The sequence below is a fragment of the Microvirga rosea genome, from assembly GCF_020595095.1.
GTDB lineage: Bacteria > Pseudomonadota > Alphaproteobacteria > Rhizobiales > Beijerinckiaceae > Microvirga > Microvirga rosea.
This window is the reverse complement of record NZ_JAJDOP010000015.1, coordinates 49596-64156: the sequence shown is the minus strand read 5'-3', so window position 1 is coordinate 64156 and position 14561 is coordinate 49596. Positions and strand designations below refer to the sequence as shown.

Below are 14561 nucleotides of genomic sequence, written 5' to 3'. Positions count from 1 at the left end.
CCAGAATGTTGACCACCGCGGAAAACACCGCGACGCCAATGAATGAAGGGCTGCAAGCTTTCAGAGCGTCATAAACCTCTGTGCTTTCTTCCCGTTGCCTTTTCGATGCCTGCGTCATCTCTCGTCCCATGAAGCGATCCGGTCGAACCAAGTCGCGTCTGTACGTTACGGATACCCCCCGAGCCGAACGAGACATCCGGTGCGGAGTGCGATGCCATCTCGCGATGGCGATGGGTGCGGGCTAACGTTGTGAAAGCTGTCGCGAGCGTTTTGAACGACGCTTTTGGACGGTTACTTTCACGAAAGGAGGAAGCCCCCGGCATGGTTGTTTACCTTACGCCACGCCTTTTGTAACCCTATTCCATGTAATTATGTCAACGAAAAGGCGCGCAAGCTCATAGATTTTTTTGCGCAGATTGTTGCAAAGGGCCGATTTTACGTTGTCTTCCCGCGACTTAGCGATTTTTTACCTTATAGCATTTCGTCTGACATGAGGTCGCAGCGGCTCCGTGAAGGGTCCGTGATCGCCCCGTGACTCTATGAATGAATAGGGACTTTCGGCATTGAGCCGTTGCACATCCAGTCATGGTGCACCGGCTGTCTAATGGGGGATCAAGCCTCTCAGCCCATAGACGACAGCCGTGAACGCAACGAGGCTCACGAAATAGATGAGCGCGAACCATCCCAGGCGCCGGAAGCGATGGGTCGGCTCCCGTGGGGCATCGGATCCCTTTTCAATGATACCCATAGCCGCCGCCCCGGATCTCCTCCGAAACCTTGCCGCGGAAGACATAATAGGCATAGGCCGTGTAGGCGAAGGTCACCGGCATGACAATCGCGAACCCCGCCAGCGCGAAGAGTTGCGAACTCACCGTATTCGCCGCCTGCCACACGGTCAGCGCCGGCGGGACGATGTAGGGAAAGAGACTCACGCCGAGGCCGAGATACCCTAGGAGAAAGAGCGCAATGGCCAGAAAGAACGGCCTGACATGACGGCCGAACTCAAGATCCCTGTAGAGCTGATAGGCCACATAGGCGGTGATCAGAGGGATCGGGATCAGGAAGGCAATGTTCGGCCAGGAGAACCAGCGGACCTCGATCTGCCTCCCGAGAAACGGAACCCATAGGGAGACAAGGACCATCGCCACGATCGTCGCGATCAGGAATCGAAAAGCCATGCGCCGTGCCCAGATCTCCAGCTCGCCCGTGGTCTTCATCACGCACCACGTGGCGCCGAGAAGGCCGTAGCCGCAGATCAAACCCAGCCCCGTCAGGACGCTGAACGGGGTGAGAAAGTCGAGCGTGCCGCCCGTGAACTGGCGTGCATCGTGGGAAAAACCCTGCACGAAAGCGCCAAGAACGACGCCTTGGGCAAAGGTCGCCACGAGTGATCCGTAGTGGAATGCATTATCCCAGAGAAACTTCGAGCGCTCCGATTTGAATCGGAATTCAAACGCGACCCCGCGAAAGATCAGGGCGATCAGCATGACGGTGATCGGCACGTAGAGGGCCGGCATGAGGATCGCATAGGCAATATGGAAAACGGCAAACAGGCCGCCGCCGCCGAGGATGAGCCAGGTCTCGTTGCCGTCCCAGATCGGCGCGACGGAGAACATCATCCGATCACGCCAATTCTCGTCACGCGCGCTCTTGAAGAGGATGCCGATGCCGAGATCGAACCCGTCGACGATCACGTACATCGCAACGGCCACGGCGATAAGGCCCGCCCAAATCAGGGGAAGCCAGAAGGCCAGGCCTTCGTATTCCGTCCCGAACCCGAACATGTGCGTCTCCTACTCCGCTGGTTGCGGCCGCCGATCGATGTTTCGTCCCTCCAGGCCTTCGTCCGGCACCGAGAAAGGACGCTTGGGTTTCTTCGACAGCCTCCCCTCGTCCATCCCCTCATGAGGCTCGACCGGTTCAGGTCCCTTGCGCAGCAATTTTGCGAGGTAATAGGACCCGAAGCCGAAGATGAAAGCATAGACGACGACGAAGGTCACAAGGGATGCCGTGACGGCCGTTGCCGTGACGGGAGAGACCGCATCCGCGGTCCTGAGATGTCCATAGACCACGTAAGGCTGACGCCCGATCTCCGCCGTGAACCACCCAAAGAGCACCGCTCCGAAGCCCGATGGCGTCATCAGCATGGTTGCGGTAAGAAAAAGCCGGTTGGAATACAGATTGCCCGTCCGGCGGAGATAAAGGCTCCATAATCCCAGCGCCAGCATCGCCAGCCCGATGCCGACCATGATGCGGAACGAGAAGAAAACAGGCAGGACGGGCGGGCGCTCGTCGGGCGCGACATCCTTCAGGCCCGGCACGATCCCATCATAGGCATGGGTCAGAATGAAGCTTCCGAGCCGTGGAATGCCGATCTCGAAGTGGTTCATCTCCGCGTCCTGGTCCGGCCATGCGAAGAGACGCAACGGCATGTTTCCCTGACGCTCCCAATTGCCTTCGATGGCGGCGAGCTTCGTCGGCTGATACTTCAATACGCCTGATCCGTGCAGATCCCCGATGACGATCTGGATCGGCACGAAGATGACCGCGAACCACAAAGCCATCGACATGGAGCGCCGGGCTCCCGCCAACCGCGCTTCGGGCTCTTGTCGTGAGCGAAGCAGCATCCAGGCGGACATTCCGGCCACTGCGAATGCGGTGGTCAGATAGCAGCCCATGACCATATGCGCATAGCGATAGGGGAAGGAGGGGTTGAACACGATCTTGAACCAATCGACCGGGACGGCCCGTCCGTTTTCGATTGCAAAGCCGTCGGGCGTCTGCATCCACGAATTCGCCGACAGAATCCAGAACGCCGACATGAGTGTGCCGAGGGCGACCATGCAGGTGGCGAAGAAGTGCAGGCGGTCGCCTACCTTCTCCCAGCCGAACAGCATGATTCCCAGGAAGGCCGCTTCAAGAAAGAACGCCGTGATGACCTCATAGGCGATCACCGGACCGATGACGTTTCCCGCAAATTCGGAGAAGCGGGACCAGTTGGTCCCGAATTGATAGCTCATCACAATGCCCGACACGACACCGAGGCCGAACGAGATCGCGAAGATCTTGACCCAGAAACGAAAGAGATTGCGGTAAAGAGGGTTGCCCGTGCGCAACCAGTTGAATTCCAGGGCGACAAGCCAGCTGGCCAATCCGATTGTGAAGGCAGGAAAGATAATGTGGAAGGAAATGGTGAAAGCGAACTGGATCCGTGACAACATCAGGGCATCGAGTTCCATTGCCGCGCTCCTCCGAACCGTCCACCTAAGCTTCTAGGGCCGGATGGGAAGAAAACCAGGGCGGGTGCGGCAAAGGAGATCAGACGGGTCGCCAGCCGGAGCTCAGGCGGGACAAGGCCTCCAGCTCGACCGGATCATGGCTGCAGAAGATCCGCATATCGTCCTGGCTGTTCGCAAGCGCGCGCAGGCGTGCCTGGTTGCGCCGCCGCGCCTGATGATCCTGACCCATCATCCGTTGATAGGCGGCAAGCCCCGGTGTGCAGGACGGCTTGGGATCCATTTCATGGCGATAGAAATAGGCGTCGCCCGCATGAAGGAGCCAGCCTTCGGGCGTCTTGATCGCCACTCCGGCATGACCGATCGTATGACCGCGCAAGGGCACCATGAGAATCTCAGGCGGAAGGCCGTCAAGATCGCGCACCGCGTCGAACCCGAACCACCGCTCGCCGCCGGGCTCATAGAGGCACCAATGGCGCACCTCGTCCCATTGCTCGGGACGATAGCGTCGTCCGCTGATCAGCCCTCCGCTCGTCTCGGCCGTCTCGGCCTCGCTTTGCAGGACGTGAACCTTGGCGTCCGGGAAATCCTCGAGCCCACCCGCATGATCGAAATCAAGATGCGTCAGAACAATGTGGCGAACGTCGCGCGGTGAGAACCCACGCGCCCGCACCTGCTCCAACGCCGTATCACGGCGCTCGAATTGGATACGGTTGAAGTGAATGAAAAATGGGCTCAACCTTTCATACGGCTGCTGCACGTCCCGCATTCCGAAACCTGTATCGACGAGCACCAGTCCGTGATCGGTCTCGATGAGCAGGCAATGGCACACGAGATGAGCCGTGAGGCCGGAACTCACCCCATCCATGAGCCTTCCACCGAGAGGGCACATGCAGCCGCAATTCAGGTGATGGATGCGCATGGGAGGATCCTGTTGGTGAACCGGGACATGAGCCTAACGCCACAGGATGTGAAAACGTTCGCGCTCAGGCCCGCGCCTCGGCGCTCTGCTGGGCCGGACGGGATCGGCCGCGCTTCTCCTTCGGTTTGGAGGCCTTGTTTTCGGATGTCGATGCTTCATCGGACAGGCGGCTCTGCAGCAGGGTCAGGACAGCTGCTTCCTCCGGCTTGAGCGCCGGCAGATTATCACGCAGCTCGGCTTCCACTTCATCGCGTATTTCCAGAAGAAGGCCGCCGTCCAGATAACAGGCGAAAACCTCCGGATGAACGTAGCATTTGCGGCAGATCGCCGGTGTGTTGCCGAGCCGCGACGACACCTTCTCGATGGCGGCGCGGATATTCTTCTTGGCTTTTGCCTCAGTGTCGAATTCTTCGAATTCGGTGAGCGCAAGGGCGGCCAGGACAGTTCCGGCCCACGTCCTGAAATCCTTCGCGGTGATATCGCGCCCGGTGATTTCCTTGAGATAGGCGTTCACATCCGCCGAGGTGACGGATTGCTGGTTGCCTTCCTCGTCCAGATACTGAAACAGTTGTTGGCCCGGCAGGTCCTGACAGGCTTTCACGATCTTGGCGATGCGGCGATCCTTGATCTTCAGATTCCAGGTCTTGCCGCTCTTGCCCTTGAACTGAAAGCGCAGCTCTCCACCCTCGACCTTCACATGCGGATCGCGAAGGGTGGTCAGGCCATAACTCTTGTTCTGCTTGGCATAATCGGAGTTTCCGACGCGGATCAGCGTGTTCTCCAGAAGATGAACGACGGTCGCGAGCACCTTTTCCCGGGGAAGACCGCGCAAGGCCATGTGCGAGTCGATGGTCGTGCGAATATCCGGCAGCGCCTTCGCGAAAGCGATCATATGCTCGTACTTCGTGCTTTCTCGAACCTCGCGGAACGCCGGATGGTAGCGGTACTGCTTGCGCCCCTTTGCGTCGCGGCCCGTCGCCTGAATATGCCCATTCGGCTGCGGGGAAATCCAGACATCCGTGTAAGCCGGCGGAATGGCGAGCGACCGGATGCGATCGAGCGTTGCCTTGTCGGAAACCTTTCCTCCGCCAGGACGGGTGTAGGAAAATCCCTTGCCGGCCTTTCGCCGCCGGATTCCCGGCTCCTCATCCGAGACATAAAGAAGGCCCGCTGTTTCTGCGGCATCACGAGGATCGACGATGTCCTCGGAAAGGGTATTCGGATCGAGCAGCATCACGCGCCTGGGGGTTTAAGGGCGTTCGGTCAACTGGAGCGGGTCGGTTCCGGTTCCCTCCCGGGCACCTGCGTATCGCCGCACCGGCGCTCATCCCGGATCTTCAGGAAGAGAATTGTTCCGCTCAGAACAAGGCTGAGCAGATTGAAGACGATGATGGGAAAACTCCCGATCAGAAAACCATAGATCGACCAGAGCGTGAAAGCCGTGACGGTGGCGATATACATGCGCTTCGACAGGGAAGCCGTATCGTGGTCTCGCCAAGCCTTGAGGACTTGCGGGATGAAGCTCGATGTCGACACGAGCCCAGCCGTGACGCCGAGGACCGTCGGCAACCAATCACCCATCAGAGTTTCCTTTGCCAAACCCACTTTCCCGGTCGCGGTGAACGGACGGGTGGAATGAGAGGTTCCCTGACGCCGAAAATGCCCTAGAAGAGCCCCTGCTCAGTTTTGGAAGTACCGTGACCCTTTCCCCGTCCTCCGCCGCCCCATCCTTCCTGCCCGCGCTCAACGGGCGAAAGCTCGTTTTCGTCGTGACCGAAGACTGGTTCTTCGTCTCGCATTTTCTGCCGATGCTGCGCGCCGCGAAGGAACTCGGGCTCGACGTGACGGTCGTGACCCGCATTCGGCAGCACCGCACGGCCATCGAGGCGGAGGGAGCGAAGGTCGTGCCGCTCGATGCGGAGCGCCGGAGCCTGAATCCGATGGCGGCCGGATATGCGGCGGGACAGCTTGCGGCCATTCTCAAGAACGAGAAAGCCGATCTCGTCCATTGCATCGCTCTCCGCAGCATTCTGGTCGGCGGCACGGCGGCCGCCATGGCCGGCATCGGCAGCAGAGTCTACGCGTTGACCGGTCTCGGCTTTCTCGGGGCGCGCACCGATATCGTCGGCCGATGGGCCCAGCGGGCGGTAAGATTGCTGGTGCGGGGCCTTCAGACGGCCAAAACCCGCTACCTCTTCGAGAACACGGACGATCCCCGCCTGATCGGGCTCGATCCGTCGGATCCCCGGGTCACCATCGTCGGTGGAGCGGGCATCGATCCCGACATTCTCATGCCCCAGCCCCTGCCGGCGCAGCCGCCGTTGAAGGTTGCGGTTGTGGCCAGGATGCTGTGGTCCAAGGGCGTCGATCTTGCGGTCGAAGCCGTTCGGATCGCCCGCAGCCGGGGCGCCGCCATCGAGCTTTCCCTCTATGGCGAGCCAGATCCCTCCAATCCAAAGGCGATTCCCGAAGCCGAACTGAAGACATGGAGCGGTGAGGACGGCATCGTCTGGCATGGGGCGACCAGCGACGTCAGCACGGTCTGGCGCGATCACCACGTGGCCTGCCTGCCCTCGCGCGGCGGCGAGGGTTTGCCGCGCACGCTTCTGGAGGCGGCAGCCTGCGGCCGTGCGATCGTGACGACGGACGTCCCCGGCTGCCGTTCCCTGGTGCGGGACGGCATCGAGGGGCATGTCGTCCCCCCCGACGACGCGAAAAAACTCGCCGACGTTCTCGTAGCCCTGAGCCAGAAGCCCGATGAGGTGGCGCGGATGGGCCAATCGGCCCGGGCCCGCGTTCTGGAAGGCTTTACGGAGAGGCAGGTCATGGACGCCGTGAAGCGGCTCTACGGCGAGGTTCTGGCTACGTGATCGGGGACAAAGCCGCCTTCATCCGCGCGGAAACCCGATTACGACCGGTCCCGCATGCTCCCGAGATTTCGCTCCACGTGGCCGACGAGGCGACCGCCCTGTGGCAGAAGACCGAGGAGGAGTTGGGGGCCATCGGCCTGCCGCCGCCTTTCTGGGCCTTCGCTTGGGCAGGCGGACAGGCTCTTGCCCGCTACATCCTGGATCACCCGGAGACGGTGCGTGACAGGCGCGTGCTCGATTTCGCGTCCGGCTCCGGCCTCGTCGCCATTGCGGCAAAGAAGGCCGGGGCCGCGATGGTGACCGCGTGCGACATCGACGGTTTCGCGATCGAAGCGATCCGGATCAACGCCATGGCAAACGGGGTCGAGATCGAGGCCCGCCAGGAAGACCTCATCGATACCGACCGGGGATGGGAGACCGTTCTGGCAGGCGACATCTGCTACGAGCGCGATCTGGCCGGGCGGGTTACCGATTGGCTCTTTGGGTTGAACCGGCGTGGCGCCACTGTCCTGATCGGGGATCCGGGGCGCAGCTACCTTCCCAAGGATCGGCTCGACCAAGTCGTCCAGTACGAGGTTCCGGTCACCAGAAGCCTGGAGGATTCCGAGGTCAAACGGAGCTGCGTCTGGCGCTTTCGGCCCAGCACGTGAGGCCGGCTTGTTATAACCTTGGCAAAAACCTCTATGAATGGGTAGCGCTATAACCTATATAAACGGGGTGGGCTTGAGCGTGACGCTTGGGCCGCGCGGCATTTTTCGAGATCCCCGCCATGGCAGCAACCTACACCGCCCTTCCCCCTTCCGTCATGCAGGATGAGCCCTGCCCTCATGCGCTTCGCCAAGCAGCGCGCGCTCCCCAGGCTCTTGCTCAATCCGAGGCGGTGTGCCGTGCGCAAAGAGTCCGCCTGACCCCGATCCGCAGGAAGGTGCTCGAAACGCTTTACGCCACCCATCGCCCCCTCGGAGCCTATGAGATCGCCGAGCGACTCACGCCACCGGGCGGCCGCATGGCGCCGATTACCGTCTACCGGGCGCTCGACTTCCTCATCGAGCAGGGTCTTGCCCACCGGCTTGCAAGCCAGAACGCCTATATCGCCAGCTTTCATATGGCGAGCGCTCCAGGCACCACCGCATTTCTGATCTGCGAAGCCTGCGGTGGAGTCGACGAGGCGAGCTCGACCGAACTGACGCATGCGGTCAACGCCCTGCTTCACCGCGACGGCTTCGCTCCCCGGATCAAGCTTCTCGAGATTTCCGGGCGCTGCGCCCATTGCGGCGGCGGAGCGATAAGCCGCGCTTGACGGAGGGACGATTCGGCCTCAGCTAAACGGCGGCGGCCCGGACGCTGCCGTTCAGGATGACCGATGTCTATGATTCCAACGTCCTCCGACGAAAACACCTTCCGTGACGGTCACGCCGGACCGGCTCCGCGCCACCGCACCGTCGGGGTTCGGGTCGGAAACGTGACGGTCGGCGGCGGGGCCCCCATCGTCGTGCAGTCCATGACCAACACCGATACGGCGGACGTAGACGCGACCGTCGCCCAGGTGGCGGCCTTGGCCCGGGCCGGATCGGAACTGGTCCGCATCACCGTGGACCGGGATGAGGCCGCGGCGGCGGTTCCGCGCATCCGCGAGCGGCTCGACAGGCTCGGCGTCGGCGTGCCCCTGGTGGGAGATTTCCACTATATCGGCCATCAGCTTCTCGCCGACCATCCGGGCTGCGCCGAAGCCCTCGACAAGTACCGGATCAACCCGGGCAACGTCGGCTTCAAGGAAAAGAAGGACCGGCAGTTCGGGGCGATCGTCGAAATGGCGATCCGCCACGGCAAGGCCGTGCGGATCGGCGCCAACTGGGGCTCCCTCGACCAGGAGCTCCTGACTCACCTCATGAACGAGAACGCCGCCTCGGCCGCCCCGCGCGACATGCGCTGGGTCACCCGCGAAGCGATGATCCAGTCGGCCCTCCTGTCCGCTGCCCGGGCCGAGGAGATTGGCCTCGAACGGGATCGGATCATCCTGTCCGCCAAGGTCTCGGCCGTGCAGGACCTGATCGCGGTCTATCAGGAGCTGGCGCGCCGGTCCGACTATGCCATCCATCTCGGCCTGACCGAGGCCGGAATGGGGAGCAAGGGCATTGTGGCCTCCTCGGCCGCCATCGGGATTCTGCTGCAGCAGGGGATCGGGGACACCATCCGGTTTTCCCTCACGCCGGAGCCGGGAGGAGATCGCACCCTCGAGGTCAAGACGGCCCAGGAACTCCTGCAAACCATGGGATTTCGCACGTTCGTGCCTCTCGTTGCCGCCTGTCCCGGCTGCGGGCGCACGACGTCTTCGGTCTTCCAGGAGCTGGCGCGGGATATCCAGAACTGGATTTCCACCTCCATGCCCGAATGGCGCAAGACCTATGCGGGCGTCGAGAACTTGAACGTCGCGGTCATGGGCTGCATCGTCAACGGCCCCGGCGAGTCCAAGCATGCCCATATCGGCATTTCGCTTCCCGGAACCGGAGAACAGCCCGCGGCGCCGGTTTTCATCGACGGACACAAGGCCATGACCTTGCGCGGACCGACGCTGGCTCAAGATTTCCAGAAAATCGTCCTAGAATATATCGAGCGGAACTATGGCCAGCCGGGGCGCGATGCTGCGGAATAGATAAGTTTCCAGCCAAGCCTTATGGAACCCTAGCTCAAATTCGGTTTTACGCTTTGGCGCGATGTGCTAGAGAGCCCGCCGCGCCGGCACCGACGGCCGCCGTATCCGATGAGGAGGGGCGCCCTTCTAAGTCGTCTGAGAGCAGTTCAACGAGGGCCGTCCGCGGATCGATCCGCAAAGAACATACATATGGTACAGCACGCAGTCGCTCCTGGGCATGCGGACTCCGCAGCTCCGGAGGCCTCCCTTCCCGAATCCCATCACAACGTGAGCTTCTGGACGCTCATGTTGGGCGCTATAGGCGTTGTGTTCGGCGATATCGGCACGAGCCCTCTCTATGCCTTCAAGGAGTCCGTTGCCGCAGCGGCAGCGGGCGGCCCGGTCACCCGCGACATCATTCTCGGGGTGCTGTCCCTGATCCTCTGGTCGCTCGTGCTCGTCGTGACGGCGAAATACGTGTTCATCCTTCTGCGCGCCGACAACCGGGGCGAGGGCGGGACACTGACCCTCGTCGCCCTGGCGCAGCGGGCGCTCGGCCGGAGACACGGTCTCGTTCTCGTGCTCGGCATCGCCGGCGCGGGGCTGTTCTACGGCGACGCGGTTCTGACGCCTGCCATCTCGGTGCTTTCAGCCGTGGAAGGATTGAAGCTCGCCACGCCCGAACTCGATCCTTACGTGGTGCCGATCACCCTTGTGATCCTGGCCGCCCTTTTCATGGTTCAGAGCCGGGGAACCGGCCGGGTGGCAGCCTTCTTTGGACCGATCATGCTCGCATGGTTCGCGGCCCTTGCGATCGCGGGCCTCATGCACATCGCGGACGACCCGACCGTGATGTACGCCATGAACCCGGTTTACGCCTTCTCGTTCTTTCATCATCACCCCAGCGTATCCCTCGCGGTTCTGGGGGCGGTGTGCTTGTCGGTGACGGGCGCCGAAGCTCTTTATGCCGACCTTGGTCACTTCGGCGCGCGACCGATCCGCAGCGCCTGGCTGTATCTGGTTTTCCCGGCACTGGTCATCAATTACTTCGGCCAGGGCGCCTTGGTGCTGGCCCATCCGTCGGCAGCGGAATCGCCTCTCTTCCGCCTCGTTCCCGATTGGGCTCTTCTGCCCATGATCGGTCTTGCGACGCTCGCGACGATCATCGCCAGCCAGGCGGTCATCACGGGGGCGTTCTCCCTCACCCGCCAAGCCGTACAGCTCGGCCTCCTGCCGCGCCTCGAGATCCGCTTCACCTCCGAGACCCATCAGGGACAGATCTATCTGCCCCGGGTCAACATGCTGCTTCTCTTCGGCGTGATCGTGCTGGTTCTGATCTTCGGGTCGTCGAGCAACCTGTCGCACGCTTATGGCGTATCGGTGTTCGGAGCCATGGCGGTGGACGCCATCCTGGCGATCCTGGTGATCTGGAAGGGCTGGCGCTGGTCGCTGGCCCTGACGCTTGCCGTCATGCTCCCCTTCCTGTTCATCGACCTGGCCTTCTTCGGTGCGAACCTCCTGAAGATCTTCACGGGCGGTTATGTGCCGGTGATCCTCGCGGCGGCTCTGATGACGCTCATGTGGACGTGGGTGAAGGGCACGACCATCCTGTTCGAGAAGACCCGGAAGATCGACGTTCCGCTGCTCGAGCTCGTGAAGATGCTTGAAAAGAGCCCGCCCCACCGGGTCAAGGGAACGGCTGTCTTCCTGACCAGCGACCCCGACACCGCGCCGGCCGCCCTTCTCCACAACCTCAAGCACAACAAGGTGCTGCACGAAAAGAACGTCATCCTGACGGTGCGGAACGAGGATGTCCCGCGCATCGAGGACGAGGATCGGGTTCAGATCGAGCATGTGGGCGATTCATTCTGGCGCGTCCAGATCGCCTATGGCTACATGGAGACGCCCAACATCCCGCGCGGCCTCGCCATTCTGCGCAAGCGCGGCTTCAAGTTCGACATCATGGCCACGTCGTTCTTCCTGTCGCGGCGGTCGATCCGCCCTGCCGCCCAGTCCGGCATGCCGCTCTGGCAGGATAAGGTGTTCATCAGCCTCGCCAAGTCGGCGAGCGATGCCACGGACTTCTTCCAGATTCCAACCGGACGCGTGGTCGAGGTAGGAACCCAGGTGACCGTCTAGGACAGTTGTCATTCGTGCGGCGCGGTGTCAGGGTCCGGCTCCCGAGACACTTGCCCGATGACGATGATCTCTCTCACCCGCCCGAACCTCGCCGATCTCCCTGGCTACGAACATGCTCTTGCACAGGGTTGGTCGCCCAACACCGACCAGGATGTGAGCCGCGAGCAGCTGGAACAGCTGCGGCGCAATCCGGCGCAGTTCCTGCATGATCTCTACAGCAGCCCGACGATCCGCCTGCCTAATGGACGCGATGTCCCACGGCTGCCGGCTCATGACTTCTGGATCAGCGACGGCGAGTTCTGCGGCCGCATCGGCTTTCGCTTTCAACCGGGCACGGAAGAATTGCCGCCAACTTCCCTCGGCCATATCGGATATGCGGTCGTGCCGTGGAAACAGCGCCGCGGCTACGCCACGCAGGCCTTGAGGCTGATTCTGCCCATCGCGCGGGCCGAGGGTTTTTCCCGGGTGATGGTGACCTGCGACGAGACCAACGAAGCCTCCCGGAAAGTCATCCTCGCCAATGGAGGCATCCTCGACGGCCGGTTCCCGCATGCCAGTCTCACGGGAAAGATCAAGCTTCGGTTCTGGGTTCCGACGGCGGAATGATGTATTGGATCGCCGCTGCTAGAAAGTCTTCTGCCAGGAAAGAAATCCATGTCCGGCCATGACTCCGTAACATTGAACTTTTACGCCGACGAGGCGGAGATTTATGCGACCCGCGGCCAGGAGGCCAGTCATCGGCACATCGACGCCTTCCTGAAGCACCTGCCGGCAGGCGGCACGATTCTCGAGCTCGGTTGCGGCGGCGGCCAGGACAGCGAAGCGATGCTCGCCAGAGGCTTCGACGTGACGCCGACGGACGGCACCCCGGAAATCGCCAGGGAGGCCGAAAAGCGCCTCGGCCGGCCCGTGCGCGTCTTGCTGTTCGACGATCTCGACGAGCACGGCGTCTATGACGGCGTATGGGCGAATGCCTGCCTCCTTCACGTGCCGCGACAGGATCTGCCGCGCATCATCGAGCGGATCCATGCGGCCCTGAAACCCGGCGGCGTCTTCTATGCGAGCTTCAAGGCCGGCACCCGGGAAGGACGCGATAAATTCGATCGATATTACAACTATCCTTCGGAAGATTGGCTACGCTCCGCCTACAAGGAGCCCGTTTGGAAGAGTCTTGCCATCGCGGAGGAAGGCGGCAGCGGATACGATGCGCTGCCGACAAGCTGGCTTCATGCGATGGCCATCAAAACGCCCTGACAGCATGCCTCGTCGTGGCAGTCATCCAAGACGGCCTTTGAGCTTGACCGCTTGAGCCGTTCCTCATAACCCACGGGACATCTCACCCAAGGATATCCCGTGGCCGCTGCCTCTTCTTCCGCCCCTCGCTTCCGCTTCTTCTTCAGCAAGAGCGAAGCCGTGCTGGTGGCGATCACCATGATCTGGGGCGCGACGTTTCTGACCGTGCAGAACGTTCTTGCCGTCAGTGGGCCGCTGTTCTTCGTCGGCCTGCGCTTCGGCACGGCGGCGCTGGTGATGGGATGTCTTGCGGCGCCCGTGCTGCGCGGACTCACCTGGGCCGAAGCCAAAGCCGGCATTCTCATCGGCATCAGCATCTTTTTCGGCTACACCCTGCAGACATATGGCCTGCAGACGATCCCGAGCAGCAAGTCCGCGTTCATCACGGCGCTCTACGTCCCGATCGTTCCCCTGCTGCAATGGCTCGTCCTCCGCCGCCCTCCAGGCGTGATGTCCTGGCTCGGCATCGCATTCGCCTTTGCGGGGCTCGTGCTGCTCGCGGGCCCTGACGGAACGTCGATCGGCCTCGGCAGGGGCGAGTTGCTCACATTGATCAGTGCGGTGGCCATTGCGTCCGAAATCATCCTCATCGGAGGCTATGCAGGCCGGGTCGACGTGCGCCGCGTCACCGTTGTGCAACTCGCGACCGCGTCGATCCTTGCCTTCGCCGGCATGGCGCCGCTGGGCGAAGGCATTCCGGACATGTCGTGGCTGCTGATCCTGAGCGCCATCGGCCTTGGCGTCGCCAGCGCCGGAATTCAGCTTGCGATGAATTGGGCGCAGAAAACCGTATCACCCACCCGCGCAACCGTCATCTATGCGGGCGAGCCGGTTTGGGCGGGAATCGTCGGTCGGATCGCCGGAGAACGCCTACCCGCAGCGGCATTGATCGGCGCCGTCCTCATTATCGTCGGCGTGATCGTCAGCGAACTGAAGCCGCCGCGTTGGGCGAAGGAGCGCCGCTCGGTGGAGGCGTGAGAACGCTCGCCTCCCATTCCGGGCGCAGAATCGACATGAGGATCAGCGAAACGCGCGTTCCGTCGGGCTTGGCATAAGCCTCCCGGAGAATGCCGTCTTCCCGCAGCCCGAGCGTTCCGTAGACCGAGCGCGCCCGCGTATTGTGACCGAACACATGGAGCCACACCCGATAGGTGTTCGGTCGATCGAATGCGACACCCAGGACAAGCCTTAGAAAGCGGGTCCCGAAGCCGGCCCCCGGCTGTTGCACGGCCACACGCTTGAGAAGCACGTTGCCGAACGGATCGTCGAGATCCTGTAGAATCGCGAAACCGTTGGGTCTGCCGTCCTGCTCGCCGATCAGATAGGCGCTTCCCGGCTTTGCAAGCTCCGCTCGGTGCTGGGTCTCGTCCCAGCGCCCGACCAGACCGTCATAGCCCTCCGTCCGCTCGGTCGCCATGATGAAGGGAATATCCGCGAGTTCGCCCGGTCGAAGGGTCACGGCCTCCATG

General features: G+C 62.2%; 15 protein-coding genes. 8 read left to right on the top strand and 7 right to left on the bottom strand.

Features of this window, described 5'->3' with window-relative positions:
- Positions 1-601: 601 nt before the first annotated feature.
- The 6 genes from LJD17_RS21625 to LJD17_RS21600 all read right to left on the bottom strand — a co-directional run bounded on the left by LJD17_RS21625 (position 602) and on the right by LJD17_RS21600 (position 5739).
- Positions 602-748 carry a hypothetical protein gene (locus tag LJD17_RS21625; protein ID WP_227386277.1) on the bottom strand — a complete coding sequence of 49 codons (147 nt, stop codon included), beginning with the start codon at positions 746-748 and terminating at the stop codon, positions 602-604.
- Positions 735-1784, bottom strand: coding sequence for a cytochrome d ubiquinol oxidase subunit II (gene cydB, locus LJD17_RS21620; protein ID WP_227386276.1), 1050 nt, complete (start codon positions 1782-1784; stop codon positions 735-737). Before cydB ends, LJD17_RS21625 begins: the two co-directional genes overlap by 14 nt.
- Before the next feature lie 9 nt (positions 1785-1793).
- Complete coding sequence (locus tag LJD17_RS21615; RefSeq protein ID WP_227386275.1) at positions 1794-3239, bottom strand: cytochrome ubiquinol oxidase subunit I; 1446 nt, start codon at positions 3237-3239, stop codon at positions 1794-1796.
- Positions 3240-3318: 79 nt separating this feature from the next.
- Positions 3319-4158 carry an MBL fold metallo-hydrolase gene (locus LJD17_RS21610; RefSeq protein ID WP_227386274.1) on the bottom strand — a complete coding sequence of 280 codons (840 nt, stop codon included), beginning with the start codon at positions 4156-4158 and terminating at the stop codon, positions 3319-3321.
- A gap of 64 nt (positions 4159-4222) precedes the next feature.
- Positions 4223-5392 carry a DNA topoisomerase IB gene (locus LJD17_RS21605; protein ID WP_227386273.1) on the bottom strand — a complete coding sequence of 390 codons (1170 nt, stop codon included), beginning with the start codon at positions 5390-5392 and terminating at the stop codon, positions 4223-4225.
- Between the two features lie 29 nt (positions 5393-5421).
- The gene (locus LJD17_RS21600; protein ID WP_227386272.1) at positions 5422-5739 is read right to left on the bottom strand and encodes a SemiSWEET family sugar transporter; all 318 of its coding nucleotides are present in this window, start codon (positions 5737-5739) and stop codon (positions 5422-5424) included.
- Positions 5740-5855: 116 nt separating this feature from the next.
- On the opposite strand from LJD17_RS21600, the gene LJD17_RS21595 reads away from it, so the two are divergent.
- From LJD17_RS21595 to LJD17_RS21560, 8 genes are all read left to right on the top strand, one after another.
- Positions 5856-7028, top strand: coding sequence for a glycosyltransferase family 4 protein (locus LJD17_RS21595; RefSeq protein WP_227386271.1), 1173 nt, complete (start codon positions 5856-5858; stop codon positions 7026-7028).
- A complete protein-coding gene (locus LJD17_RS21590; RefSeq protein ID WP_227386270.1) occupies positions 7025-7678 on the top strand; it encodes a class I SAM-dependent methyltransferase in 654 nt (217 codons plus the stop codon). The genes LJD17_RS21595 and LJD17_RS21590 overlap by 4 nt, the downstream gene beginning before the upstream one ends.
- A gap of 119 nt (positions 7679-7797) precedes the next feature.
- A complete protein-coding gene (locus tag LJD17_RS21585) occupies positions 7798-8328 on the top strand; it encodes a Fur family transcriptional regulator (RefSeq protein ID WP_227386269.1) in 531 nt (176 codons plus the stop codon).
- A gap of 69 nt (positions 8329-8397) precedes the next feature.
- Positions 8398-9681, top strand: coding sequence for a flavodoxin-dependent (E)-4-hydroxy-3-methylbut-2-enyl-diphosphate synthase (gene ispG / locus LJD17_RS21580; RefSeq protein ID WP_406600863.1), 1284 nt, complete (start codon positions 8398-8400; stop codon positions 9679-9681).
- Positions 9682-9870: 189 nt separating this feature from the next.
- A complete protein-coding gene (locus LJD17_RS21575) occupies positions 9871-11799 on the top strand; it encodes a potassium transporter Kup (RefSeq protein WP_406600862.1) in 1929 nt (642 codons plus the stop codon).
- A gap of 57 nt (positions 11800-11856) precedes the next feature.
- Positions 11857-12405 carry a GNAT family N-acetyltransferase gene (locus tag LJD17_RS21570; RefSeq protein ID WP_227386267.1) on the top strand — a complete coding sequence of 183 codons (549 nt, stop codon included), beginning with the start codon at positions 11857-11859 and terminating at the stop codon, positions 12403-12405.
- A gap of 48 nt (positions 12406-12453) precedes the next feature.
- A complete protein-coding gene (locus tag LJD17_RS21565) occupies positions 12454-13053 on the top strand; it encodes a class I SAM-dependent methyltransferase (RefSeq protein WP_227386266.1) in 600 nt (199 codons plus the stop codon).
- Positions 13054-13152: 99 nt separating this feature from the next.
- Positions 13153-14070, top strand: coding sequence for a DMT family transporter (locus tag LJD17_RS21560; RefSeq protein WP_227386265.1), 918 nt, complete (start codon positions 13153-13155; stop codon positions 14068-14070).
- On the opposite strand, the gene LJD17_RS21555 is transcribed toward LJD17_RS21560, so the two are convergent.
- The gene (locus tag LJD17_RS21555; RefSeq protein ID WP_227386264.1) at positions 14015-14560 is read right to left on the bottom strand and encodes a GNAT family N-acetyltransferase; all 546 of its coding nucleotides are present in this window, start codon (positions 14558-14560) and stop codon (positions 14015-14017) included. The two genes, LJD17_RS21560 and LJD17_RS21555, sit on opposite strands and share 56 nt — an antisense overlap.
- Position 14561 lies beyond the last annotated feature (1 nt).